The sequence below is a fragment of the Gordonia mangrovi genome, from assembly GCF_024734075.1.
Taxonomy (GTDB): domain Bacteria; phylum Actinomycetota; class Actinomycetes; order Mycobacteriales; family Mycobacteriaceae; genus Gordonia; species Gordonia mangrovi.
Genome location: NZ_CP102850.1, coordinates 2,950,127 through 2,974,986, shown reverse-complemented (window position 1 = coordinate 2,974,986; position 24,860 = coordinate 2,950,127). Strand labels below are relative to the sequence as shown.

The window sequence follows — 24,860 nt, the reverse complement described above, 5'->3', positions numbered from 1 at the left end:
GTCGGATACGGCCGTCGCTGATCCGCCGCGCAGTGAGGTGAACGTGCCGATATCCGCAACGTTCACCTCACTCGGTTCAGGCGCCCGTTCCGCTCTCGGTGCTGGGGGTCGTGGTCTGCCCGTCCTGACCGGGGAGTTGGCCTTGTCCCGGCACCTGCCCCGGCTGACCGGGCATCTGGCCCATGCCGCCCTGACCGTCGGGCATCTGACCGAAGCCACCCTGCCCGCCCGGACCGAAACCGCCACCACGCTGCATATTCATGCCGGGTCCCTGATTCGATGACGAGTCGCCGACCACGTAACCGGCGCCGAACCCGATGAGGCCGAACACAACGGCGACACCGATGCCGCCGGCGATGACGGCGTTGCGGACCTTGTCGCTGACGCCGCTCGGCTGGTTCGGCGGCGGCTGATTCGGGTACATCGGCGGATTGGCGCCATACGGCGGGAACGGGCCGTTCGGCGGCACCGTACCGGCCTGCGTGATCGGCTCGGTCGGGGCGTTCTGCTCGGCGGCGTCCTGCCGGTCGGCCGGGTATGGCTCCTGCAGGTCGGCCGGGTGCGGCTCCTGCTGGTCGGCGGCGGTGGCGGGGTCGGAGGTGCCGTGCGGTGTGGACATCGTCGTCTCGCTTTCGTGGAGTGAAAAGTGACATCCACGGTGCGCACGGGGCCTGTCAGCCGACTGCCACGTACCTGTCAGTCGGCTGTGAACCGGGCGAATCGGGCCTTCGTGACATCCCTCCGCAGGCTCCGGGATTCCTCAGGCACCAGGGGACATCACTCCACGGAGACCTGATAGAACACCGACCCCGGCCCGCCGGCGGCCCCCGGCGTGGAGCCGACCTGCACCCAGTAGTCGGTGCTGTCCTTGGTCGCGGAGAGGATCACCACGCGTTGACCGCCTTCCGTGGTCCGCTGCGACTCGGTGAACCCGGCGTCGGTGAGAGTGGTCACTGCGGAGTCGAGGATGTTGCCGTCAGCGGCTACACCCTGCACCGTGACCGCCCACCCGTCCGCCCGCGTGCCGTCGGCGGTCAGCACCGTGCCCTCCACGAGCGGGACCTGCGCAACCGGGAAATCCTGAGGCAAGGCAGCGCCGGCCGGACGCTCCTCTTCGCTTCCGTTGCATCCGGCGAGAACCGCGATCAGGGCGAGCCCGGCGACCAGAACCGCCACCAACCTCACGAAGCCTTTCATGTCCGCAACGGTAAAGTAGTCGCTGCGGGCCGCGCCCGTGACACCCCGCCCAAACAGTTGAAAGACGGTGTGCCCACTTGATCGGTGTGCTGGTTGCGCTCGCGCTCAGCGCGCTCTGTGCACCCCCGGTGATCAAGTGGCTGGGAACTCGCGGCTTCTATGTCCTCGCGCTCGCTCCGGCCGGCGCGCTGGTCTGGGTGATCCTCAATTGGCCCACTGCCGACGAGCCACCCCGCGTGGAAACCATCACCTGGGTGCCCGTGCTGCAGATGGACATCGTCACCCGCTTCGACACACTCAGCGCCATCCTCTCGGTGCTGATCCTCGGTGTCGGCGCGCTCGTGCTGTGCTACTGCGCGCACTACTTCGACGACGCCCGCCCCCGGGTGACGGTCTTCGGCGGCGAGATGATCGCCTTCGCCGCGGCCATGTTCGGGCTCGTCGTGAGCGACAACATGCTGGTGCTCTACGTGTTCTGGGAGCTCACCACCGTGCTGTCGTTCATGCTGGTCGGCTTCTACGGCATCCGCGCGACGGCTCGGCGCGCCGCGACTCAGGCGTTACTGGTCACCACGGCCGGCGGCCTGGCGATGCTGGTCGGCATCATCATGCTCGGCGAACGCACCGGCAGCTATCTGCTGTCGGACATCATCGCCAGTCCCCCGGCGGCCGGCGTCTATGTCGACATCGCGGTCGTTCTGCTGCTGATCGGCGCGCTCAGCAAGTCGGCGATCGTGCCGTTCCACTTCTGGCTACCCGGCGCGATGGCCGCGCCCACCCCGGTGAGCGCCTACCTGCACGCGGCAGCCATGGTGAAGGCCGGTATCTACCTCATCGCGCGTCTCGCACCCGCCTTCTCCACCACTCCGAGTTGGCAGATCGCGGTGGTGGTGCTCGGTATGTTCACGATGGTCCTCGGTGCCTGGCGGTCACTTCGAGAACTCGACCTGAAACTCGTGCTCGCCTTCGGCACCGTGTCGCAGCTGGGCTTTCTGGCCGTCCTGGTCGGCATCGGCACCGCCAACGTGGCGATGGCCGCAATGGCGATGCTGGTGGCCCACGCCCTGTTCAAGTCGTCGCTGTTCATGGTCGTCGGCATCATCGACCACTCCACCGGCACCCGCGACATCCGCAAACTGGCCCGACTCGGCCAACGTCTGCCGGTCCTCGCGCTCACCGCAGCCGTCGCCGGCGCCAGCATGGCCGGCCTGCCGTTCACCATCGGCTTCGTCGGCAAGGAAACCGCGTTCGCGTCGGTGTGGGATTCGGGCGCCTATGAGCCGTGGCAGTCCGAGACGATCGACATCGTCCTGGTCGTCGGGTCTGTGATGACCTTCGCCTACACCTGCCGGTTCCTGTGGGGTGCGTTCGGGCGCAAGGTGCGGTCCACGCCGAGTCCGGCCGTCGCCAAGATGCACCCGCCGAGCGCACCCTTCTATCTGGCACCGGTGCTGCTCGCCGTCGCCGGCGTGGTGGCGGGCCTGCTGAGTTCGCAGATCGGCTCGCTGTTCGAGCCGTACGCCGAGACGCTGCCGGCCTATGGTCACGAACTCGAGCATCTCGCCATGTGGCACGGTTTCGGTCTGCCGGTGGTGTTCTCCATCGTCGTGGTGGTCGCCGGGGCGCTGCTGTTCCTGATCGTCCGGCAGCTGCGCGGCCAGCTGTTCCGCTACCGGCCGCTGCTCAATGCGGACCGCATCTACGATGCGACGCTGCGCGGTGCCGACACCCTGTCGCTGATGCTGACCCGCAACACCCAACGCGGATCGCTGCCCGTCACCCAGGGTGTGATCCTGTCCACCGCGATCATCCTGCCGACCGCGGTGCTGGCGTGGGGCGGTCGCAGCCACCTGGAGTGGCGTGGTTTCGACTCGGCCGTGCAGGCGGTGATCGGTGGCATCATCGCCGTGTCCGCGCTGGCCGCGATCATCCTGCGCAACCGGCTGGCCGCCGCGCTGGTGGTCGGCCTCACCGGTTATGGCGCCGGCTTGTTGTTCGCCCTCTACGGCGCCCCGGACCTCGCGCTCACCCAGTTCCTGGTCGAGACGTTGACGCTGGTCATCTTCGTGCTGGTGCTGCGCAAACTGCCCGCCGAACCGGAACCCCGCCACGCAACGGGGTTCAAGCCGCTGCGGGCGCTGATCGGCGTCGCGTTCGGCGCCACGCTGGTGGTGATCGGGCTGTTCGCCGCGGCCGCCCGCTCCGAGCAGCCGGTACAGGTCGACATCCCCGAAGCCGCCTACGAGTTCGGGCACGGCGCCAACGCGGTCAACGTGCTGCTGGTGGACATCCGTGCGTGGGACACCCTGGGCGAGGTGTGCGTGCTGATCGTCGCCGCCACCGGGGTGGCGTCCATGGTGTTCCGCAATCGACGGTTCGGCGCGGTCCCCCGGGTCGCCGACGCGGCCCGCCTGCAATCCGGCACCAACGGCGACGACGTGGACGATACGATCCCACCCGACCGGACCCGCTGGCTGCTCGGCAGCGACTTCCGCGATCCCCGCCATCGTTCGATGGTGCTCGAGGCCACGACCCGGCTGATCTTCCCGACCATGGTGGTGCTGTCGGTGTACTTCTTCTACGCCGGACACAACGCACCGGGCGGCGGCTTCGCCGGCGGACTCACCATGGGACTCGCGCTGGTGCTGCGCTACCTCGCCGGTGGCCGCTATGAACTCGGCGAGGCGCTGCCGGTGGAACCGGGACGCATCCTGGGTGCGGGTCTGGCGATCTCGGCCGGCACCGCAGTGACGTCGATGTTCCTGGGTGCGCCGGTGCTCTCGTCGGCCGTCTTCGAGATCACGCTGCCCGTCCTCGGCGACGTCAAGCTGGTGACCGCCTTGTTCTTCGATCTCGGCATCTACCTCATCGTGGTCGGCCTGGTCCTCGATGTACTGCGCAGTCTCGGCGCACGCCTGGACGTCGAGTCGACCATCGGCGACAACCAGCCGATGGCCGTCCGGGCCACTGCCCCGGAGGTGACGCGTTGAGCATCAACCTCGGCTTCCTCATCGTCGTCGGCGTGCTGGCCGCCAGCGGCGCCTACCTGCTGATGGAACGCAGTCTGATCCGGATGCTGTTCGGCCTGCTGTTGTGCGGCAACGCCATCAACCTGCTGATCCTGGTGGTGTCCGGCGGTATGGGCAACCCGCCCATCTTGGGCCGCGCATCGGAGAACCGGGCACACGACGCCGATCCCCTTGCGCAGGCGATGATCCTCACCGCGATCGTCATCACGATGGGCATCGCGGCGTTCGTGCTGGCACTGGTCTATCGGTTGTATGTGATCAACCGCGACGACGTGGAGGTCGAGGACGATCCCGAGGACCGCAAGATCGCGACCGGGTCCCTGCAGACCGCACCCGACCGCGACCGCAGCGACGACCCGGTGACCCTGGCCGACACCACGGCCGGCGATTTCTTCGACGACGAGGGCCATCCGCTGACCCGAGAGGAATTCATCGAACGGCATCGGGGGGTCATCGAGACCGACCTGATGCCCGAGGATGCCGACGTCATCGACGAGGTCGGTCCCGAGGATCTGAATTCCGACGGGACACGTGCCGGCGGGCCGGGGTCGGACCGCGACGGAGGTGGCCGATGACACCGCAACCGTCGTGGGTGCCGGTGCTGATCACGCTGCCCACCTTGGTGCCGATCATCGCCGCGGCGCTGACCATGATGCGCGGGCGCAGCCCACGCTTCCAACGGCCGATCACCGTCGGCGCCATCCTCACCGCCTTCATCGCCTCGTGCCTGCTGCTGTACCTGACCAATGAGCACGGCACCTTCGCGGTCACCATCGGCGGTTGGGGTGACAAGGGCTTCCCGAACGGACCGCTCGGCATCACGCTGGTCGTCGACCAGCTGGCGGCGCTGATGCTGGTCGTCTCCACGATCGTGCTGCTGTGTGTCGTCGTCTACGCCATCGGGCAGGGTATCCGCGACGGCACGTCGCACCAGCCGGTGTCGATCTTCCTGCCGACCTATCTGATCCTCACCGCAGGTGTCTGCAACGCCTTCCTGGCCGGCGACCTGTTCAACCTCTACGTCTCCTTCGAGGTGCTGCTGGCGGCGAGCTTCGTGCTGCTCACGCTCGGTGCCAGTGCCGAACGGGTCCGGGCCGGCGCGTCGTACGTGATGGTGTCGATGGTGTCGTCGCTGATCTTCCTGGCGGGCATCGCATTCGCCTACGCGACCACCGGCACCCTCAACCTCGCCGAGATGGCCGCCCGCCTCGACAACGTGCCCGACGGCACCCGTAACGCGCTCTACGCGGTGCTGCTCGTGGCATTCGGCATCAAGGCCGCGGTGTTCCCGTTGTCGAGCTGGTTGCCCGACTCCTACCCGACCGCGCCGGCCCCGGTCACCGCAGTCTTTGCGGGCTTGCTCACCAAAGTGGGTGTCTACGCGATCGTGCGGGCGCACACACTGTTGTTTCCCGGTGGGTCGATGGACACGATGCTGATGATCGCCGGACTGCTGACGATGCTGGTCGGCATCTTCGGCGCGATCGCACAGTCCGACATCAAACGCCTGCTGTCGTTCACCCTGGTCAGCCACATCGGGTACATGGTGTTCGGCATCGCGCTGTCATCGAAATTCGGGTTGTCGGCGGCCATCTACTACGTGGCCCACCACATCCTGGTGCAGACGACGCTGTTCCTGGTGGTCGGACTGATCGAACGGCAGGCGGGATCGTCGTCCTTGCGCAGACTCGGCGGTCTCATTGCCAGCCCGCTGCTGGCCGCACTGTTCCTCATCCCGGCGCTCAACCTGGGCGGCATACCGCCGTTCTCCGGCTTCGTCGGCAAGGTCGCGCTGATCGAGGCGGGCACCCAGGACGGCTCCATCCTGGCCTGGATGCTGGTGGCCGGCTCAGTCGTGACCAGCCTGTTGACCCTGTATGTGGTCGCGCGAGTATGGACCAAGGGGTTCTGGCGGCCACGCGCGGACGCGCCGGAGGGCGATCTGTCCGACCGGGGGCCGTCGGCGTTGATCGACGAGAGCGCCGACGGCGCCTTCGACGACCGCGACGATGTGGGCCGGATGCCGGCCGGCATGGTGATCCCCACCGCCGTCATGGTGATCGCCGGGCTGGTGCTGACGTTGTGGGCGGGCCCCATCCTCGGCTTCACCGACCGCGCGGCCACCGACATCACCGACCGCGGCATCTACATCGAGGCAGTTCTGGGAGGTGACCGATGAGCGGCCGAGACACCGACGACAGCGCGGCGAACAATCGATCGCCGGCACCCCTGCGGTCCCGCCTCATCACGGCCCGTCGGGTGTCATTGCTGTTCCTGTTCTGGCACACCGTCACGGTGTTCGTATGGTTGCGGGAACACATCCGGATGCCCGGCTGGCTGGGCAGCGACTCGCGTGAAGTGGCCGTCCGGCTGTGGACGCTGGCCTGGCTGACGTTCGTGTGGGTGCTGCTGTGGGGCACCGTGTCCTGGGCCAACATCCTCGCCGGACTGGTGTTGGCGATCGCCATCGTCACGCTGCTTCCGTTGCCGCGGGTGCCGGTGGAGGGCCGCATCCACCCGGTCGCGGTGCTGATCATCCTCGTTCGGCTGGTCATCGACTTCTTCGTGTCGAGTGCGCAGGTCGCATGGGCGGCGATCCGGCCGGGCAGACCTCCGCTGGGCGCGGTGATCCGGGTGCGCGTCGCAATCAAATCCGACATGGTGCTGACCCTGGCCGTCGACTACCTCAACCTGGTGCCCGGGACCATGGTGCTCGACATCGACCACCGACGACGCATCCTCTACATCCACGTGTTCGATGTCCGCACCGAGAAGAAGGTGCAGGCCTTCTACGACCAGGTCGCGTTCGTCGAACGGTCCTTCATCCGGGCGTTCGAGCGCGACAGCGAATGGCATCCGAGCCCCTATCACGGCATCGACGACGAGTATCACCGCGTCCACGACATCGGCCGCGCCGCGACCGAGCACACCGACATGTCCGATGTCCCGCCGACCGACGGGGGCGGCCGATGAGCGTTGTCTGGATCGTCGTCAGCGTGCTGCTGATGATCGCAGCGGTGTTGACGACGGTGCGGGTACTGCGCGGGCCGTCGTCATTGGATCGGCTGGTCGCGCTCGACACGATGATCGCCTTGTGCATGTGCGGGCTGGCCGCGTGGGCGGCCTACAGCCGTGACTCGACGGTGGTGCCGGCGATCGTCGCGCTGAGCCTGTTGAGCTTCGTCGGGTCGGTGGCCATCGCACGTTTCCGGGTGAGGGACGACGAAACATAATGGGCGACATCATCTCCTCGATCTTCTTGGTGCTCGGTGCGACGTTGGCGCTGACCACCGCGATCGGCATGGTCCGATTCAAGGACACGCTGAGCCGCATGCACGCATCCACCAAGCCGCAGACCTTCGGTCTGCTGTTGATGCTCATCGGCGCGATGATCCGGCTGGGCGGGCACGTCGACTTCGGGATGTTGGTCCTGGCCGGGCTGTTCGCCCTGATGACCGCCCCGGTCATCGCCCATCGCATCGGCCGGCTGGTGTATCAGGAGCAACGCGCCCGCGACGGCCTGCTCAGTCGCGACGAGATGGAGAATCCGGCACAGGACTAGCGTGGTGCTCGGCTCACGCCTCGATCCTCGGATGGGTCTGCCAGAGTGCCGTGGATCCGGGTCAACTGGTGGCTCAGATCTACGGCGCTTTCACGGCAACCGAGCGTGCTCGCTGCGGGTTACGACAGTTCGGTGACCACCGACCGGACCACTTCACGCAGGTCGCGGGTTTTGCGGTAGACGGCGCGTTGCCGCTGGTAGCTCGCACCGTGCGCGGCGAGGTCGCCGACGCGTGCGAGTTCGGCGACGCAGTTGAGGTCGCGTGCGATCGGCTGCAAACGCGTCAGCAGGTCGGCGAGATCGTCGGTGACGAGTCGTTCGGTGCAGGCCGAATCAAGGATGACGATGGCGTCCAGGCCGTAGCGGGCGGCGCGCCATTTGTTCTCCTGCACGAGCCACGGCGCCATCTGCGGCAGCGTCTCACCGGCCTCGAGGCGACGGTCGAGGTCGACGACCAGGCAGTGGATCAGCGCCACCACCGCGGCCAGGTCGGCGACATTGGTCATCCCGTCACACACCCGCACCTCGATGGTGCCCAGATGCGGGGAGGGCCGGATATCCCACCGGATCTCGTTGATGTGGTCGATGATGCCGGTCATCTTCTGATCGGCCACGAAGGACTCGAACTCGGCCCAGGTCGCGAACTGGAAGGGCAGGCCCGCGGTCGGCAGCTGCTGGAACATCATCGCGCGATTGCTCGCGTAGCCGGTGTCCTGCCCGGCCCACATCGGCGACGACGCCGACAGTGCGAGCAGATGCGGATAGTAGTTCAGCAGGGCGCCCAGAATCGGCAACACCTTGTCGCGGTGACTGATCCCGACGTGCACATGCACACCCCAGATGAGCATCTGCCGGCCCCACCACTGCGTGCGTTCGATCAGCTCGGCGTAGCGGTGGCCTTCGGTGAGCAGCTGGGTCGACCACTGGGCGAACGGATGCGTGCCCGCCCCGTAGAGGTCGACGCCCAGCTCCTCGGTCTGCGCACGTACCGCCGCCAGCGTCGCCGTCAGATCCGCCATCGCCTCCGGGGTGTCCCGGCAGATCCCGGTGACGATCTCGACGGTGTTGCGCAGCAACTCCTTGTGCACCTTGTCACGCCGGGCTGGGCAGTGCTCCGACACCAGCGTGAACAGGTCCGCAGCCGAATTCGACAGATCACCGGACACCTTGTCGGTGAGCGCGAACTCCCACTCGACACCCAGCGAAGGTGTCGGGGAACCGTCGAACTCGATGGGGGTCACCACGATGTCAGCCGTTGGTCAGCTCACCGGACATCGACTCAGCGGAGCCGGTTGTTCACTCGTGGGCCTCGATGACACCACACGCGACACGGCTGCCCGCATCGCCGGTGGACAACGTCTGCTCGTCCGGGGCCGGCGCGTAGCGGGTGGGGATGTTGGCGAAGTTGTCGGCACCCTCGTGGATGACGATCGACTTGCCGACGATCTGCTCCAGGTTCACCGAGTCGGTGGTGGTCACGGTCTCCGCGGTGCCATCCTCGAGCACATTGAGCGAGACCAGATCGCCACTGGCCGGATGGCCGGTGTTGCCGTCGACCTGCAGATGCCCACCGGCGCTGGAGAATGCGCTGTCGCCGCCGGTCTCGCACACGCCGTTCTCGTGGATGTGCATGCCGTGGAAACCGGCCGCGATGCCGCTGTCGGCGCTGAGTCGCACGGTGACCTTGACCGACGATCCGCTGGGCGCGAAGGTCGCTTCGCCGACGTCTTCGCCCTGATCGTCGACGATACGCGCGGTCGCGTCCTCCTCCGGTGACTGACCGATTCCGTCTGCGGCGTCGACCTCCCCGGGAGGCGCCTGATTTCCGGTCACCACCGACGGGGTGGTGCCGGGCACGTCGGTGGGCGGCTCGTCGGGAGTGCAGGCTGCCAGTGCTCCGCCGGCGATACCGGCCGAGGCGAGCACGGCAAGCGTGCGGCGAAGGTGATGCTTACGGGCGGTCATGTCGCTCCTTGTTCGTCAACGGGCCGAAATCTCTGGGTGGTCTGGGTATCGAGATCGCAATTCCGATCGCAGGTCATCGGGTCACCACGATGACCGGTATGCCGTCGGGACACTGGGTGAACGACGACGGGCGGGGGTCGAGGCTGGCGTCGCCGCCGAGAGCGTCGGCAACCTCTTGTGCCGCCGACTGTTGGTCGTCGTCGTAGAAGATGGTGTTCTCGGTGATCGACGCCGTCGACAGGTTCCCCGGTTCGTCGGTCTGGAATCCTGCGGCCTGTAGCGACTCGGTGACGTCGGCGGCCAGGCCCGAGATCGACCCGGCATTGAAGACACAGAGTTGTGGCGTATCGGCCGATGCCGAGGCGGTGGTACTGGCGGCCGACTGCGTCGTCGAGGTGGCGACCTGACTCTGCGCATCCTGGAGTTCGCGTTCCGGATCATCACCGCTGGTGGCCGCGGAATGCCAGCCCAGACCGAGGAAGACAATGGCCACGGCCAGCAACATCATCGCCCCCGCCCGCAACGGCAGGCGACTCGGCTCGTGATCAGCGTTCATCACCGAGAACCTTACTGGACATCAGATGACGCGCCCGCCACGGCCGCGGAGTCACCGACGTGCTCAGGTCACGTGATCTCGAAGCCCAGACGGCGCGCTGCGCGAGCCTTCTGGCGCGATGCGCGCAGTCGGCGCAGCCGCTTCACCAGCATGGGGTCGGCAGCCAATGCCTCGGGGCGATCGACGAGGGCGTTGAGCACCTGGTAGTACCGGGTGGCCGAGAGCCCGAACAGCTCCTTGATCGCTTCTTCCTTGGCCCCGGCGTACTTCCACCACTGCCGCTCGAACGCCAGGATGTCGTGCTCGCGACGGGACAGACCGTCGGCCCCCACCTCATGCGGATCGACGGGGGTGCTCGATTGCTCGGCGGATGAATCTCTGGGTGTGGGTTGATCGCCCTGCTTCTGGCTTCGCGCAGCTGCGCCGTCCATCTCGCTCCCTCAAGATCGCCTCGTGCACATCACATCACCGCTTGTCCGGCGGGCGCTACCCCCGGCCCGCACGGTCGACACCACCGACCGGATGTACAGGTCCCGGACAAATCACAGCAATGTGGTTCGGTGATCATCTAACCACGATCGGTGGCGCCGGTCGTGGTGTGACTCGCCACGACCGGCCGGACGCATTCGGACGCTGGGTAATCTGTCCCGCATGGCAATTCTCCCGATCTGCATCGTCGGCGAACCGGTGTTGCATCACCCCACCGAACTCGTCGAACTCGATGCCGACCGCCGCCCGGCGCCCGAGCTGGTGACGCTTCTCGACGACATGTTCGCGACGATGGACGCGGCGAACGGGGTCGGGTTGGCCGCCAATCAGGTCGGGGTCGGCAAGCGGATGTTCGTCTACGACTGCCCCGATGGCGAGCGCTACACCGCTGCGCGCCGCCGCGGCGAGGTGATCAATCCCGTGCTGGAGACATCTGAGATCCCGGAGACCATGCCGGATCCCGACGATGACGTCGAAGGGTGTCTGTCGGTGCCGGGTGAACAATTCCCCACCGGACGTGCGGACTGGGCCCGGGTGACCGGCCTCGATCGCAACGGAGACGAGGTGTCGATCGAGGGCACCGGGTTCTTCGCGCGCATGCTGCAGCACGAGGTCGGCCACCTCGACGGATTCCTCTACGTCGACGTGCTGATCGGGCGCAACGCCCGGGCGGCCAAGAAGACCATCAAGCGCAACGGGTGGGGCGAACCCGGCCTGACCTGGCTGCCCGGAAGCGTCGACGACCCGTTCGGTCACGACGACGAAGACGAAGACGACTGAACGCGCACCTGCGGTGACGACGAATCCGTCCGGCGACCCGGCGACCGGTGTATCCGGTGACCGCCTGCCGTTCGTGGGTGACCGCATCGTCGTCCGGTACCGCCTCGGCGCGGAGGCACCGGCCGACTGGCGTGGTGGGACCGGGGCGACGCTGTCGGATGTCACCGGTGTGCTGCTCGACGACGGTGACCCGTTGGTGGTCGACCGCGACGGCCCGCAATCGATACCGCGCTCGGCGGTCACCTCGATCCGCGTGCTGTCGCGGGTCACCGTGCGCAACTCGGAGATCCGCCGCCTCGAAGCCGCAGCCGCTGCCGCATGGCCGGGCACCGAGTCGGCGATGCTCGGCGGTTGGCTGCTGCGGGCCGGCGGCGGATTCACCCGCCGCGCCAATTCGGCGGTGCCCCTCGAGTTCGGCTGCGGCACCGACGCGGCGACGATGACCGCGCTGCGCCGGTGGTACGACCAGCGCGACCTGCCGACCGTGATCGCGCTGCCCGAACGGCTGCTACCGGCAGGACAGATCACCGGGCGTCCTGTCGGCGGCGAGATCCAGGTCCTGGTCCGCGACCTCGACGATATGGCCGACGCAACACCGGGCACCCCGATCGAGCAGGTACGGCTCGACGACGCCGCGACCGCATCGTGGCTGCGCGCCTACCGCGGACCGGATGTCGACCTGACCACCGCGGCGGCCGTCGTCGGCGCCTCCCGCGGACCGGTCGTGTTCGCGTCGATCGGCGACCACCCGGACGCGATCGGACGCGCCACCGTCACCGAGGGCGCCGATGGCACGCGATGGCTCGGGGTGACCGCGTTGTGGACGGCACCGCAGCGCCGTCGGCAAGGTCGGGCCCGCGCGGTGCTGGCCGCGCTGGTCGCGTGGGGCATCGAGTGTGGCGCACACCGAGCCTGTGTGCAGACCGAGGCCGACAACCGGATCGCGGGCACCTGGTACCGGACACTGGGTTTCGGTCTGCATCACACGTCCCGTTACCTGGAGTTGTGATCGCAGGCCTTAAGGTGAGCGCGTGACGAGGACGAGTGCGGCGCGGCGGCGGACCATCTGGTCGGTCGTCGGTGGTTTGCTCGCCATTGCCGTTGTGGTCGTGACCTGGGTGTTCGGTGGCGGCGCGGATGACGGGTCGCAGGCCGCACGGGGCGTTTCGGCAGGTACCACCGCTCCGGCGACCGCCGACATCCCCGACCACGTCCGGCAGACTCTGGCGTTGATCGACGCCGGTGCGTGGCCCGAGGCGGCAGACGCACCCGGAACCCGCGGCGGCGCCGTCTTCCGCAACAACGAGGGCCTGCTGCCCGACGCCGACGCCGAAGGCACCCGCATCACCTATCGCGAGTGGGACGTCAATCCCAAGGAGCCCGGCCGCAGCCGCGATGCCGAGCGCATCGTGACCGGCAGCGACGGCAGCGCCTGGTACACCGACGATCACTACCGCTCCTTCGTGCAGATCCGCGGGCCGGACCGGTGAGCGCCCAAGCAGGGCGGTCGCCGAGCACCGTGGGGCAGTTCCTGTCCGGTGCGCGGCGCGACGGCCCGGTGGTCGGCGTCGTCGACGAGGATCGGTGTCCCGCGCTGCCCGACGACGTGCGGTTGCGGCACGTCGACGGTCGAGCGATGCCGTCGATCTCTTCGCTGCTCGACGAGTTCGCGCGGGCGTGGGGGTTCCCCGACCATTTCGGCCACAACCGCGACGCTTTCGACGACTGCATGCGCGACCTCGATGCCGACGCGCCGACCGACGGGCCGCCACTCACCGCGGTGGTGACCGTGGTCGATCACGCGGAGAGCCTGCTGCGTCGTGAGCCGGATGAGCTGCGGTGGTTTGCCGATTCGTTGAGCTTCTATCGCGATCACTATCGTGACCGCCGCGAGCCGTTGCCGTTCGCGGTGATCCTGCTGACCCCGGCGGCGTTGACGAGCTGGGTGACCGAACGATGGCGCGACGCCGGGGCGGCGGTGGCCGAGATGACGCCGGACCCGAGTACCCCGGACGCCGACGACACCGAGGATTGACCGATGCGTATCGCGACCTGGAATGTGAACTCGATCCGCGCCCGTTCGGAGACCGTGGTCGGCTGGATGGAACGCAACGACATCGATGTGTTGGCCATGCAGGAGACCAAATGCCGCGACGATGAGTTCCCGCTGATGAGTTTTCTGGCCGCCGGCTACGACGTCGCACATATCGGCACCGGCGGTTTCAACGGCGTCGCGATCGCCTCGAGAATCGGGCTCGACGAGGTCGAGACCGGTTTCGAGGGTCAACCGTCCTTCGGTGCGGAGCACACTACGCCGGCGCGTGAGGCGCGGGCGATCTCGGCGCGCTGCGCGGGAGTGCGGGTGTGGAGTCTGTACGTGCCCAACGGCCGGGCCCTCGACGATCCGCACTACCGGTACAAACTCGACTGGCTGGCCAGGCTTCGGGACATCTCCTCGCTGTGGCTGGCGCATGACCCGGCCGCACAGGTGGTGCTCGCCGGGGATTGGAACGTGATCCCGACCGACGACGATGTGTGGGATGCCGGCGCGTTCGAGGGTCGTACCCATGTGTCCGAGGCCGAACGCAGCGCGGTCCAGGCGATCTGCGATGTCGGTTTCCGGGATTCGGCGCTCCCCTATGCCGACGGTTACACGTTCTGGGACTACACGCAGCTGCGGTTTGCGCGCAATGAGGGTATGCGCATCGACTACCTACTCTGTTCGCCCGCGTTCGACGATCGGGTACGTGATGCCCACGTGGACCGCGACGCACGCAAGGGCAAGGGCGCCAGTGACCACGCCCCGGTGATTCTCGACTGCTGACCGCTGCCCCGCACCGGGCCTTCCCGGCGCTTCGACCACTTAGGTTAGGCTGCACAGCATGACCCGTGCGTTGCGTGTTCTGCTCGTGTCGATCGCCTCGGTGGTGGCGGCGGCGCTGGCGTTGAGTGCCTGTAGTTCGCCCGACGAATCCGCCGACGAGGGCGCGCCGATCCAGGTCAACACCTCGAAGGGCTCGGTCACCATCAACGGTGTGCCCCAGCGGATCGTCGCACTCGGCGCGCAGTGGATCGACGTGACGTTGTCCTTCGGGATCACCCCGGTCGCCTATCTCGACAACATCCAGGTGTTGACCGGCAGTCCTGCCCCGTGGGCGAGTGATCAGCTGCAGGATTCCACTCCGATCAGCACCGACGACATCGTCGCGCAGGTGGCGAAGGCCGAGCCCGACCTGATTCTTGCGACGTCCTACATGGCCGACGGCCAACCCGAGATCTACGACAGCGTCTCGAAGTTGGCCCCGACGATCCCCGGCATCACCGGAAAGCAGATCGACCCGTGGCAGGACATGGTCACCTTCCTCGGCACGATCCTGCGCGAACCCGAGAAGGCCCAAGAGATCACGGCCGGCGTCGACGAGCAGATCGAGGCCGCAAAGCAGGACATGCCGGGCCTGGCGGGCAAGACCTACACGATGGCGTACATGTACTCCAACGATCAGATACAGGTGCTGGCCGACCCCGACGACGGCGCCACCCTACTGTTCCAGTCACTGGGGATGAGCATCGCACCACAGCTGGTCGCACAGTTCCGCGAGAACGGTCAACCGCGTTTTCCGATCTCCACCGAGAATGTGCCGATGCTTGACTCCGACCTGTTGGTGGTCACCGCGAACACCGACCAGCAGATGAATGCCTTGGAGGGACTACCCGGATATCAGGGACTGCGTTCGGTGGAGAGTGGCGCGGTGAGCCGACTGTCGGTGGCCGAGATCGGCGGTCTCAACGAGCCGACGCCGCTGTCGATCCCGTATGTGCTCGACAAGATGTATCCGGCGCTGCAGCGTGCCGCAGCCTGACGTCGGCCCCATGAGCGACATCGCGGTGCACACCGTCTACACGCTCGCGCCCGGGGCCAGGTTCCTGTTGGGCGGCGGTGGTGTCGCGGTGGTCCTGCCGGCCAAGAAGCGGCTGGAGAAGCTCACCCGACCGCAGCTGGCCGTGCTCCGGTCGCTCAACGCGGGCCCGATCACGGTGTCCGAGGGTTCCGATGCCCACGTCGACGGTCTCGTCGAGCTGTTGATCGGGGCCGGCGCGGTGTCGATGACGGTCTCGGCGGGCAGTCGAGAGTTGTACTCGCTGCGGCCGTTCCGGCGGCCGCCGACCGCACGTCCCGCGGTTGCCGATGTCAGCGACGAGGTCGAGTTGTCGCGGTTCACGGTGATCCGACGCGAGGGCGGCACCGTCGTCGCCGAGAACCCGCGGAGCTGGTGCGACATCGAGATCCACGACCCGGAGATCCTCGCCGCCGCGAGCGGCTTGGGTTCGGATTCGCCGCAGACGGCAGTACACCGTCGACTACGGTCCGATCTGGTCTGGTCGGGTCATGCGGTTGCCGCCGGCCGCGAGCGCGCCGACTTCCCCACCCGCAGTTGGGGTCCGCATGAACTCTGGTTCCATCGCCACAGCACCGTCGGCGACCGCGCGACCAACTGGCAGCATTTCGGGCCCACCCGATGGGCCGACGGCGAATTCGAACCGGTTCCGGCCCGGCCGGACATCTATCCCGGAGAGCCGGTTGCCCTCCCCCAACCCGACCTCTCGGCACTTCGCACCTCCGACCAGTCCCTGACAGCGGTGGTGGAAGACCGGAAGTCGGTGCGCGACTTCGATGACGCACATCCGATCTCGCTGACCGAATTGGGCGAGCTGCTGTTCCGATGTGCCCGCACCCGCAGCGTCCGAACCGTGAACGCCGACCGGCCGGTCCCCGAGGAACTCCCGTCCCGGCCGTATCCATCGGGCGGGTCACTGTACGAGCTGGAGATCTATCCGGTCGTGCGCACCGCCGATGGTGTGGAGCCGGGGATGTACCACTACGACTCTGTCGACCATGTCCTGCGGCCGGTCGCGCCCTACGACAGTCCGGCGGTCGCCAGACTGGTCGCGCCCGCGTCGCTCACCCTTGCCGATGGCCAACTGCCGCAGGTACTCCTGGTGCTCGCGGCCCGCCCGGGTCGGATCATGTGGACCTACGAGCAGATGCCGTACGCGGTGATCCTCAAACATGTCGGCGTGCTGACCCAGACGCTCTACCTCACCGCCACCGCCATGGGACTCGGCGGCGTGGCTCAGGGTTACGGAGACACCGCCGCGTTCGGCGAGGCCACCGGCACAGACGAACTGGTGGAATGCAACGTCGGGAGTTTCGTGGTGGGGACGCCGCGGGGGTAGTCGCGGGGGTAGTCGCGCTGCGGCCGGAGGACTCCGCGACACGGCAGCGGTCGCACACCTCCCCGGGTTGCGACGCTCATCCTGCGGACCATGCTGATTGACGGAGTAGGCGCGCCCCGTTCAGCGCCACGAGAATGGTGGAACCCTCGTGTCCGGCGACCGCGAGAGGCAGCGGCAGTGTGCCGACGAGATCCCAGGTGACCAGTGTGGCGATGACGGTGGCGGCGATGCACAGATTCGCGACGACATAGCGTCGCGCTTGGCGCGACAGTCGAATGAGAGCGGGCACCGCGCCGAGGTCGTCGCGCGTGATGATGGCGTCAGCAGTGTCGAGCGCGAGGTCTGATCCGTAGCGGCCCATTGCGATGCCCGTGCTGGCGGCCATCAGCGCCGGCGCGTCGTTGATGCCATCACCCACGAGGAGGACGCGTTGGCCCGCATGCTCGGCAGCACGGACGATACGAGTTTTGTCCTCGGGGAGGAGTTCGGCGTGGATCGACCCGATGTCGCAACTCTCGGCGACCTGCGCTGCCGCGGCAGCATGGTCTCCGGTGAGCACGTGAACTGGCTCGGCGGTGAGATCGCCGAGAGCTCTAACGGCGGCTGGAGCGCCGTCACGCAGTTGGTCGGAGAGCTCGATCCGGCCGATCTCCTCACCGTCGACGAACACCCCGACCACGGTGCCGACCGAATCAGCTGCGTTGGCGCGCTCGACCGTGACCCTGCGCCTGTTCACCCGGCCCACTACGCCGCGGCCGGGTAGAGCACGGAACTGCGCCACGGCGGCCACGTCGACGGATCGCTCGACGGCCGCTCGCACGAGGGCTCGTCCGAGTGGATGTTCGCTGGGTTGCTCGACTGCCGCCGCGTAGGCGAGGACCTCAGAGCTCTGCCACCGCGACAGCGTGGTGATGCGTGTGACTTCCGGACGGCCTTCGGTGAGAGTGCCCGTCTTATCGAAGGCGACCATCGTGGTCTGACCGACCGCTTCCATGACCGCAGCCGATTTCACCAGTACGCCATGCCTTCCGGCGTTGGCGATCGCGGCGAGGAGCGGCGGCATCGTCGAGAGGACGACGGCGCATGGCGATGCGACGATCATGAACACGATCGCTCGCAGTAGTGCGTCTTCGAACGAGCTGCCGAACACCATGATCGGCACACTCAGAACCAGGAGCGTCGCAACGACCACGGTCATCGAGACATCCCTGAAGGTTTGATGTCAAGCCGCGGCGGGGGTTTGGTCCTTCCATGCGGTGGCGGGGTCGTAGGGGATACCGCGGGCCAGGCAGCCATGGAGTATGCCGACGAGGCGGTTGGCGAGTTGGCGTAGCGCGGCGTTGTGGTCGACGTCTCGGGCTCGTTGTTTGCGGTAGTAGGCGCGGGCGCCGTCGTCGTGCATGAAGGCTCCGTGGGCCTGGGCCATCAGGGCGTCGACGAGTCGGTCGTTGTGGACGTAGCGGGCGGAGACGATCCGCGATTTGCCCGACTGTTTCGTGATGGGGCTGGTGCCCGCCGCGTTGCGGCGGGCTTTGCTGTTGCGGAAACGTAACGGGTCGTCCCCGAACTCGGCGAGCACCCGGGGTCCCACGGTCGGCCCCATGCCGGGCTGGCTGAGGTAGATCTCATGGTCCGGGTGCTGGGAAAAATGGGCATCGACCTCGCCGGCGAGCTCGTCGATCTGCTCGATCACCACACCCAGCACCGCCACCGAGGCGCGCACCGAGGCCGCGTAGGCGTCGGTGACCCGATCAGGTTGGCCGAGGTGCTGTCCGCGTAGGATCTGTTGTATCTCAACAGCTTTGGTGTCTTTGTTGCGGCGACCCTTGAGGAGGGGCAGGATCTGGCTTTTGGTCAGCTTCGCCGCCCGCGCCGGGGTCGGCGCCTTGGTCAGCAAGCCCAGGATCGGCCGGCTCGTCAATTCCAGATCCAACGCCGAACACACCAGCAGGATCGCCGGGAAGTACTCGCGCAGCGCCGCACGCACCCGCAGCATGTGGCGCGTGCGTTCCCAGATCATCGTCTGATGCGCGCGGGCCACCACCTTGACCGCGTCCGCGATCTCGGAGTCCCCACCACTTTCCCGCAACTGGTGGCGACGACTCCGCAGCATCTCGGCCAGCGCATGCGCATCACCCTTGTCGCTCTTGGCGCCCGAACTGACCACGATCTCGCGGTAGCGATGGGCCTGTTTGGGATCGACTCCAAATACCCGATACCCCGCAGCGATCAACGCGTTGACCCACGGACCGCGATCGATCTCGATACACACCAGCACCTGGTCAGGCTGATCGCCCTCGTCGAGGAAGGTCGCCGCGATCTCCCCGAACCTCTCGATCCCGGCGATCCCCTCAGGCAACCGCGCCCGCCGCAACACCTGCCCACGCTCGTCTTGAAACTCGACATCGTGGTGGTCTTCGGCCCAATCATCCCCGACGAACAACACTGCCACTGCCGGTGCCTCCTCACAGCTACCAAGCCGTCGATTGTTCAACACGGCAGCTGGCCGGAGGACCCTCGCGAACTAATGGTTCAGTGCTCACACCCCGAAACCACATCGGAGCCGGCACGACATCCCAGCAGCAATCACACCCTCTTGGCCGACCACCAGGGGCACGGTCTCGATCCAGAACTCGCCATCAACGGTTCCGTAGGCACGAGTGCTCACCCAGCAGCAGCCACCAACACCAAGTCTGACCCAAACTCACGACCAGACCCAGTAGCTCCCATTAGTAGGCCTGCTCGACCTTTTCGATGAACAGCTGTGTCGGGGCTTTGGTCGCGGATGCTTCTTCCACAAGTGCAACGACGCGGGCGATGACCGACTCCGAGGCCGGCCGGACCACCTCGACCGTCAGTGCACCGGTTCCGTTCACGGTTCCCGAGAGCACTTCATCGCCGACTCCCCTTGTGATCGGCACTGATTCGCCGGTCACTGCCTGCTGGTCGACCTCGCTCACCCCGTGCGTGACCACACCATCGGCACCGATCCGCTCGCCTGGGCGGACCAGGACGTGTTGCCCGACCTGCAGTTCCCGGCAATCGATCACTCTGGTCGTCCCGTCGGCATCGACCAGAGTGGCGCGCTCGGGAGCCAAGCCGAGAAGTGAGGTGACCGAGTCTGCGGTGCGTTGGGTCACGACGTTCTCCAACGCCCCCGATGCCGCGAAGATCACAATGAGCAGAGCCCCGTCGAATACCTGGCCGATCGATGCCGCAGCGATCGCAGCGACAATCATCAGCAAGTCGACGTCGAGCGTCCGCTCGCGCAGCGCCTGCAACCCGGCCACCGCGGGACCCCAGCCGCCGGTGACATAGCACGCCAGATACGCCATCCACCACAGCCATTCAGGAGCGCCGACCAGCTGCAGTCCCCACCCGAGAGCGAACCCTGCGAATGCGATCACCGCCCATCGCACCGCCGGCAACCGCATACCCGTCCGGACGATCGACGGGGGCGGCGCCGGCACACGTCCGGCGCCCTTCTCGGCGACCCGTGTCGTCGCGGTCATCGCTGGCCCTCCTCCGGTGATTCGGCAACTCGACTCGACTCGACTCGACTCGACTCGACTCGACTCTGAAGACAGAATGTATGAAGATGTCTTCATATTTCAAGTCGGCGGTATCATCGTGTTTCATGGGACACGGAGTCGAGGGGCGACATCGTCCGAGCGCTCGCTTGGATCCGGACTCCGCCGCCCATGTCGCGACGACGCTGCAAGCGCTCGCCACGCCGAGTCGCCTCCTCATCCTCACCGAGCTACGCCAGGGCCCCCGATCGGTGACCGACCTCGCCGACAGCATCGGAATGGAACAATCGGCGGTATCCCATCAGCTGCGGCTACTGCGCAATCTCGGCCTGGTGACCGGCACACGCGCGGGCCGATCGATCACCTACAGCCTGTACGACAATCACGTCGCCCAACTTCTCGACGAGGCCGTCTACCACAGCGAACACCTGCGCCTGGGCCTCGCAGACCGCCCGCGGGAAGCAAATTAGAACTGTAAGGATGCCCGGGGGAAAGCACGGCACATTCGTCTCGCCGACAGGCGTAATGCCTCACGTCAAACTGCCCGCGAAACCGGACCCATGCCTCAGATAGGAATGCCCGCGAAAGCACATCAGCCGGCAGGTACTCGAACACCCTTGCGAACATCGGGTAGGGCGGAGGGGAAGTGCGTGGTGACCATCGGCGGTGGGTGGATCGGATTGGAGATCGCGGCCGCGGCGAAGGAACGGGGCGGCGAGGTGACCGTCGTCGAACAGGCCGACGTGCCCCTGGCCGGTCCGCTCGGACCCGAAGTCGCGCAGGTCTTCGTCGACCTGCACCGGGAGAAGGGCGTCACCCTGCGCACCGGGATCGGGGTGGAGGAGATCGTCGTCGACGACGGTACCGCGACGGGTGTGCGACTCGCTGGCGGGGAGAGGATCGACGCCGACGTCGTGCTCGTCGCTGCGGGCGCGATTCCGAATCTCGAACTCGCCGAATCCGCGGATGTGAAGACCGACGGCGGCGGTGTCCTGGTGGATGCCGGGATGCGCAGCAGCGATCCCGACATCTTCGTCGTCGGGGACATCGCCAACGCCGAGCATCCCGTCCTCGGGCATCGGGTCCGCAACGAGCACTGGGCGAATGCGCTGAATCAGCCGAAGGTCGCGCCACCAATCTGCTCGGCGGCAACGCCGAATTCTCTGGCTCGACTCCGAATCGCATGTCCAGGCCGGCATGCAGGTCAACATCTGGGATCAACTCGACGGCGTGGAGGAACTCATCAGGTCCGGGGTGGTGGTCGACGAGTCGAAACTCGCCGACCCCGACGTCGCGTTGGCCGACCTGCTCGCTACTTGACCTCGGTCCGAAGTATCCGGAACACGCCCAAACTCAACGGGGCATCGAGAAGGTACCGTCTTAGTGCCCTTCTAGGTACCATGGTGGTTCGTTCAGGGAAGGGGCGTGAAGTGCCATCACTCAACATCGAGTTCACGGATGAGGAGCACGCTGGCATCAAGGCTGCCGCCGAGCGTGAGGGAGTTTCGCTGAAGCCGTTTGTCCATGATGCGGCGGTAGAGCGGGCGAGCGATCATCGTCGGCGCGTTCTGGACGCCGCCCGGCGGTCAGCTGCGTGGTCGGCGGAACTGAACGACCGCCTCAAGTGATCTACCTCGACCGGCACGACGTCATCACTGCCGGGTCGGTTGCGTGCGGCGAGCAGGTGCATGTACGCGACGAGGGGCTGCTTCAGGCCGCGGTCGCCCGGCCACAGGTGTCGGTGTTCGGCCTCGACGCCTACCCAGAACCCTGGGATAAGGCTGCGGCGCTGCTGCATTCGCTGGCTCGCAATCATCCACTGGTGGACGGGAATAAGCGAACGGCCTGGGCTTCGGCTGTCGTCTTCCTCGACATCAACGACATCGTTCCCGAGGCCGACCTGGACGTGGACCGTGCTGAGAAGTTTGTCCTCGACGTGGCACAGGGACGGATGGATAACTGGCCCGAGATCAGCATCACCCTGCACGATCTGTTCGTGTCAGCGAAGGGCACGTGAGGCAGTGCCGCCGCGAGTGATACCTGCGTCCCGCGAGTGTTATCCCACTCGCGGCGCGTGAGAAACGCTCGCGGCGTCAGTAGGAACACTCGCGTCGTCGGCCCGGTCGCGGACCTTGCGCACGTACACCTGGCGTCGGACGCGCGCGACCACCGCGCCGGCGTGTGCTGTACGCCGGCCTGGACTCGTCATCGCAGTTCTTCGCCCATGTGGGAGTGAGCGTTGTTGCGGATGCTGCGGGTGAACACCCATCCGGTGTGCACATCGGTCAGGTTCAACGTCCGCACGAACTCGCCTTTGAGGGTCGGGCCGCAATGAGCGACCGTGTCGCCCTCGAAGAACCCGGGTTCGACCTCCACCTCATCACCAGCCTTGCGGACGGTGATCGAATTACGCAGCAACACAGACGGTGTGGTCGTGGACACGCCGGATATCTGGTCTTTGGCCTTGGCGGTTCGCAGGTAGCGGTCGATGGTCGCCGCCGACATCGACAACAGCTCCGCACGCACACTCGCGCGGTAACGGTCCACTCCGGCAACAAGTTCGCCGTGCCGCTCCAGCGCATCGAGCTACACGCGCATCGATACCACGAGGTACTTGCCGCACTGCCCACCCGAGACCGCCCACACCTTCTGCAACACCTTGAGCGCATCGTAGGAGTACTTCGGCGAGCGCGGGGTGCGCTCACGCACCGCCACCGCGTGCCCCATGCCCGGCGACTGCCGCGCGGCCGCAGTCAACCGCCGCCGCGCGTTGTCACGCGACCAACCGGTCACCTCCACCACCTGATCGAGGATCCGGCCCCGGTCCTTCTACGACGCCTTCACGTACTTCCGCGCGAACCTGCTGGTCACCTCGGCCCGAGACCGCATCGACAACCCACTTCCCATCCCCCGACGATCACCATTTCGCGGGCAAACTTGTGTGAGGCACCGAGGGCGTTTCGCGGGCAGATTACGTGAGTCAAGCCGAATGGTTGACTTCGAACGGAAGTTCGAATACCTTGGTTTCCAGCAGGCCAAAACGATGACGAAGTTTCGCACCGGACAAGCACGCACACTAGCGAATGTGCTGTTCGGGCGCGGTAGAAGAACCCAGTAAGGACGCCTGCATCGCCGGTTGCACCGGTGCCGTTGTCGTATCAACTGGGGAGTCGTCATGGCCGTCACTGCTGAACTGTCTGCATCAGCTGAGCTGTCGGCGGTGGGATCGATACTGCGTGAGCTGCACTGCGACGATCTGTCGGGGCGTTCCACCTTCGACGCCATGAGTCAGCTGCTGACGCTGCGCAACCTCGTCGATCACCAGGCCGCCCGCCTGGCCGCGCAACTCGACCGGCTCGGCGTGGCCCGCGACCACGGCCGCAGTACCCGCGAACTGCTCATCGTGATGGGCTTTGCACCATCGGTCGCCCAACGACTCCTGCGTATCGCCGACGCCCTCGACGCGCTGCCCACCCTCGACGCGCACGCCGCCGACGGCGCGATTCCCGCCGAACACGTCGACGCCATCGTGCGTGGAGTCAGCCACATCGCCGGCAGATCAGCGGAACCGATCGACGACGCGCTGCGTCTAACCCATGTGACCGATCTTCTCGGACAATACTTTTCCGGCGCCACCCCCGCCGACATCGACAAACGCGCCCGCACCCTGGGCAACCAGCTCGCCGCCGACACCAACGGACTACCCGCCGCCGAAGACCGCCAACTCAACGAACTCGCCCACCACCGCGACACCGACGGGCGTCTCCACCTCGAGGCCAGCCTCGACCTCGAAGTCGGCGAAAAACTCTGCGCTGCACTGAATTCCCTCGGCGCACCCCGACCCCAACCCGACGGCTCCCGCGATCCCCGCACCATCGCCCGCCGCCACGCCGACGCCCTCGAGACCATCCTGGACATCGCAGCCCGCATGCCGAGCGACATCGCCAGCGCCGCGCCCAAAACCCAGCTCTTGCTGACCATCCCCGCCGACACGCCGACATTGGCCGAACTCGACCTCATGGGCTCGGTCACCCAAGCCACCCTGCGCCGACTGTCCTGCGATGCCGCCGCCACAACTTTGCTCGTCGACGACGAGCGCGTCCCCCTCGACATCAGCCGTGAGAAACGATTGGTGCCACCACACATCCGAAAAGCGTTGCACGTCAGAGACGAATGCTGCGTCAAATGCGGCGCACCCGCCAACCGCACCCAAGCCCACCACCTGACCCACTGGATCGACGGCGGCGACACCAGCCTCGACAACAGCTGCCTACTCTGCTCTGCGTGCCACACCGACATCCACCACAACGGCTGGGAGGTGTTCCTCGGCACCGACCGACACCCCTGGCTCATCCCACCCGTCGCCGTCGACCCCACCCGGACGCCGCTCCCCGCCCACAACCGCCGATCGTTGAATCTCGACAACCTACCCGGAGCAGCCTGACCGCTCGCTCCGAATACCCCGACCTCGCACCCGATATCGTCGGGACCGCATCTGTACCTTGACAACTCAACAG

General features: G+C 66.8%; 28 protein-coding genes and 2 pseudogenes. 19 read left to right on the top strand and 11 right to left on the bottom strand.

Going from position 1 to position 24,860, the window contains the following annotated elements; translation table 11 throughout:
* Positions 1-76: 76 nt before the first annotated feature.
* Together NWF22_RS13450 and NWF22_RS13445 are read right to left on the bottom strand one after the other, a co-directional pair.
* Entirely contained in the window at positions 77-619 is a 543-nt protein-coding gene (locus NWF22_RS13450; RefSeq protein WP_202399014.1) for a hypothetical protein, read from the bottom strand.
* 158 nt (positions 620-777) lie between these two features.
* Entirely contained in the window at positions 778-1,197 is a 420-nt protein-coding gene (locus tag NWF22_RS13445; protein ID WP_160904028.1) for a hypothetical protein, read from the bottom strand.
* Between the two features lie 77 nt (positions 1,198-1,274).
* Here NWF22_RS13445 and NWF22_RS13440 point away from each other — a divergent pair, with 77 nt between their 5' ends.
* Genes NWF22_RS13440 through mnhG form a run of 6 tightly spaced genes read left to right on the top strand, consistent with a single transcriptional unit; the run spans position 1,275 to position 7,788 of the window.
* Positions 1,275-4,187, top strand: coding sequence for a Na+/H+ antiporter subunit A (locus tag NWF22_RS13440; RefSeq protein WP_160904027.1), 2,913 nt, complete (start codon positions 1,275-1,277; stop codon positions 4,185-4,187).
* Positions 4,184-4,801 (top strand): Na(+)/H(+) antiporter subunit C, encoded by a 618-nt coding sequence (locus NWF22_RS13435; protein ID WP_160904026.1) that lies wholly within the window; start codon positions 4,184-4,186, stop codon positions 4,799-4,801. Before NWF22_RS13440 ends, NWF22_RS13435 begins: the two co-directional genes overlap by 4 nt.
* The gene (locus NWF22_RS13430) at positions 4,798-6,405 is read left to right on the top strand and encodes a Na+/H+ antiporter subunit D (protein WP_160904025.1); all 1,608 of its coding nucleotides are present in this window, start codon (positions 4,798-4,800) and stop codon (positions 6,403-6,405) included. The genes NWF22_RS13435 and NWF22_RS13430 overlap by 4 nt, the downstream gene beginning before the upstream one ends.
* The gene (locus NWF22_RS13425; RefSeq protein ID WP_160904024.1) at positions 6,402-7,199 is read left to right on the top strand and encodes a Na+/H+ antiporter subunit E; all 798 of its coding nucleotides are present in this window, start codon (positions 6,402-6,404) and stop codon (positions 7,197-7,199) included. Before NWF22_RS13430 ends, NWF22_RS13425 begins: the two co-directional genes overlap by 4 nt.
* Positions 7,196-7,459, top strand: coding sequence for a monovalent cation/H+ antiporter complex subunit F (locus tag NWF22_RS13420; protein ID WP_160904023.1), 264 nt, complete (start codon positions 7,196-7,198; stop codon positions 7,457-7,459). The genes NWF22_RS13425 and NWF22_RS13420 overlap by 4 nt, the downstream gene beginning before the upstream one ends.
* Positions 7,456-7,788 (top strand): monovalent cation/H(+) antiporter subunit G, encoded by a 333-nt coding sequence (gene mnhG / locus NWF22_RS13415; protein WP_160904187.1) that lies wholly within the window; start codon positions 7,456-7,458, stop codon positions 7,786-7,788. Before NWF22_RS13420 ends, mnhG begins: the two co-directional genes overlap by 4 nt.
* Before the next feature lie 119 nt (positions 7,789-7,907).
* On the opposite strand, the gene NWF22_RS13410 is transcribed toward mnhG, so the two are convergent.
* From NWF22_RS13410 to napA, 4 genes are all read right to left on the bottom strand, one after another.
* Positions 7,908-9,029 carry a glutamate--cysteine ligase gene (locus tag NWF22_RS13410; RefSeq protein WP_160904186.1) on the bottom strand — a complete coding sequence of 374 codons (1,122 nt, stop codon included), beginning with the start codon at positions 9,027-9,029 and terminating at the stop codon, positions 7,908-7,910.
* Positions 9,030-9,084: 55 nt separating this feature from the next.
* Positions 9,085-9,753, bottom strand: a complete 669-nt coding sequence (gene sodC / locus NWF22_RS13405; protein WP_160904022.1) for a superoxide dismutase[Cu-Zn] — start codon at positions 9,751-9,753, stop codon at positions 9,085-9,087.
* Positions 9,754-9,826: 73 nt separating this feature from the next.
* Complete coding sequence (locus tag NWF22_RS13400; protein WP_160904021.1) at positions 9,827-10,309, bottom strand: LytR C-terminal domain-containing protein; 483 nt, start codon at positions 10,307-10,309, stop codon at positions 9,827-9,829.
* 68 nt (positions 10,310-10,377) lie between these two features.
* Positions 10,378-10,740, bottom strand: coding sequence for a nucleoid-associated protein NapA (gene napA, locus NWF22_RS13395; protein WP_160904020.1), 363 nt, complete (start codon positions 10,738-10,740; stop codon positions 10,378-10,380).
* Positions 10,741-10,960: 220 nt separating this feature from the next.
* Here napA and NWF22_RS13390 point away from each other — a divergent pair, with 220 nt between their 5' ends.
* From NWF22_RS13390 to NWF22_RS13360, 7 genes are read left to right on the top strand one after another with little or no spacing between them, the layout of a single operon-like run.
* Positions 10,961-11,578 carry a peptide deformylase gene (locus NWF22_RS13390; protein WP_160904019.1) on the top strand — a complete coding sequence of 206 codons (618 nt, stop codon included), beginning with the start codon at positions 10,961-10,963 and terminating at the stop codon, positions 11,576-11,578.
* Between the two features lie 13 nt (positions 11,579-11,591).
* Entirely contained in the window at positions 11,592-12,587 is a 996-nt protein-coding gene (locus NWF22_RS13385; protein ID WP_160904018.1) for an N-acetylglutamate synthase, CG3035 family, read from the top strand.
* Positions 12,588-12,609: 22 nt separating this feature from the next.
* A complete protein-coding gene (locus NWF22_RS13380; protein WP_160904017.1) occupies positions 12,610-13,068 on the top strand; it encodes a guanyl-specific ribonuclease in 459 nt (152 codons plus the stop codon).
* A complete protein-coding gene (locus tag NWF22_RS13375) occupies positions 13,065-13,613 on the top strand; it encodes a barstar family protein (protein WP_160904016.1) in 549 nt (182 codons plus the stop codon). The genes NWF22_RS13380 and NWF22_RS13375 overlap by 4 nt, the downstream gene beginning before the upstream one ends.
* 3 nt (positions 13,614-13,616) lie before the next feature.
* Positions 13,617-14,402 carry an exodeoxyribonuclease III gene (locus tag NWF22_RS13370; protein ID WP_160904015.1) on the top strand — a complete coding sequence of 262 codons (786 nt, stop codon included), beginning with the start codon at positions 13,617-13,619 and terminating at the stop codon, positions 14,400-14,402.
* 58 nt (positions 14,403-14,460) lie between these two features.
* Positions 14,461-15,438, top strand: coding sequence for an ABC transporter substrate-binding protein (locus NWF22_RS13365; RefSeq protein ID WP_160904014.1), 978 nt, complete (start codon positions 14,461-14,463; stop codon positions 15,436-15,438).
* 10 nt (positions 15,439-15,448) lie between these two features.
* The gene (locus NWF22_RS13360; protein ID WP_160904013.1) at positions 15,449-16,813 is read left to right on the top strand and encodes a SagB family peptide dehydrogenase; all 1,365 of its coding nucleotides are present in this window, start codon (positions 15,449-15,451) and stop codon (positions 16,811-16,813) included.
* A gap of 76 nt (positions 16,814-16,889) precedes the next feature.
* Here the strand turns inward: NWF22_RS13360 and cadA are convergent, their stop codons facing one another.
* The 3 genes and pseudogenes from cadA to NWF22_RS13345 form a co-directional block, all read right to left on the bottom strand.
* A complete protein-coding gene (gene cadA, locus NWF22_RS13355) occupies positions 16,890-18,011 on the bottom strand; it encodes a cadmium family heavy metal-translocating P-type ATPase (protein ID WP_160904012.1) in 1,122 nt (373 codons plus the stop codon).
* Positions 18,012-18,035: 24 nt separating this feature from the next.
* A complete protein-coding gene (locus NWF22_RS13350; RefSeq protein WP_373692009.1) occupies positions 18,036-19,259 on the bottom strand; it encodes an IS110 family RNA-guided transposase in 1,224 nt (407 codons plus the stop codon).
* A gap of 286 nt (positions 19,260-19,545) precedes the next feature.
* Positions 19,546-20,325 (bottom strand): annotated as a pseudogene (locus tag NWF22_RS13345) (P-type ATPase actuator domain-containing protein); the annotation flags it as partial.
* Between the two features lie 125 nt (positions 20,326-20,450).
* Between NWF22_RS13345 and NWF22_RS13340 the strand changes: the two are divergent.
* From NWF22_RS13340 to NWF22_RS13320, 5 genes and pseudogenes are all read left to right on the top strand, one after another.
* On the top strand, positions 20,451-20,813 hold the full coding sequence (locus tag NWF22_RS13340) for an ArsR/SmtB family transcription factor (protein ID WP_160902133.1): 363 nt from the start codon (positions 20,451-20,453) through the stop codon (positions 20,811-20,813).
* Between the two features lie 90 nt (positions 20,814-20,903).
* Positions 20,904-21,401 (top strand): annotated as a pseudogene (locus NWF22_RS13335) (FAD-dependent oxidoreductase); the annotation flags it as partial.
* A 139-nt stretch (positions 21,402-21,540) separates the two neighbouring features.
* Positions 21,541-21,663 (top strand): hypothetical protein, encoded by a 123-nt coding sequence (locus NWF22_RS13330; RefSeq protein WP_258321452.1) that lies wholly within the window; start codon positions 21,541-21,543, stop codon positions 21,661-21,663.
* Between the two features lie 110 nt (positions 21,664-21,773).
* Positions 21,774-21,971, top strand: coding sequence for a type II TA system antitoxin, ParD family (locus tag NWF22_RS13325; RefSeq protein ID WP_160902221.1), 198 nt, complete (start codon positions 21,774-21,776; stop codon positions 21,969-21,971).
* A complete protein-coding gene (locus tag NWF22_RS13320) occupies positions 21,968-22,360 on the top strand; it encodes a type II toxin-antitoxin system death-on-curing family toxin (RefSeq protein WP_160902132.1) in 393 nt (130 codons plus the stop codon). The genes NWF22_RS13325 and NWF22_RS13320 overlap by 4 nt, the downstream gene beginning before the upstream one ends.
* Before the next feature lie 188 nt (positions 22,361-22,548).
* Here the strand turns inward: NWF22_RS13320 and NWF22_RS13315 are convergent, their stop codons facing one another.
* A complete protein-coding gene (locus tag NWF22_RS13315) occupies positions 22,549-22,869 on the bottom strand; it encodes a hypothetical protein (RefSeq protein ID WP_202398481.1) in 321 nt (106 codons plus the stop codon).
* 60 nt (positions 22,870-22,929) lie between these two features.
* Positions 22,930-23,136, bottom strand: a complete 207-nt coding sequence (locus tag NWF22_RS13310; RefSeq protein WP_202398480.1) for a hypothetical protein — start codon at positions 23,134-23,136, stop codon at positions 22,930-22,932.
* 382 nt (positions 23,137-23,518) lie between these two features.
* Here NWF22_RS13310 and NWF22_RS13305 point away from each other — a divergent pair, with 382 nt between their 5' ends.
* Positions 23,519-24,787, top strand: a complete 1,269-nt coding sequence (locus NWF22_RS13305; RefSeq protein ID WP_160902131.1) for an HNH endonuclease — start codon at positions 23,519-23,521, stop codon at positions 24,785-24,787.
* The last annotated feature ends 73 nt before the right edge of the window (positions 24,788-24,860 follow it).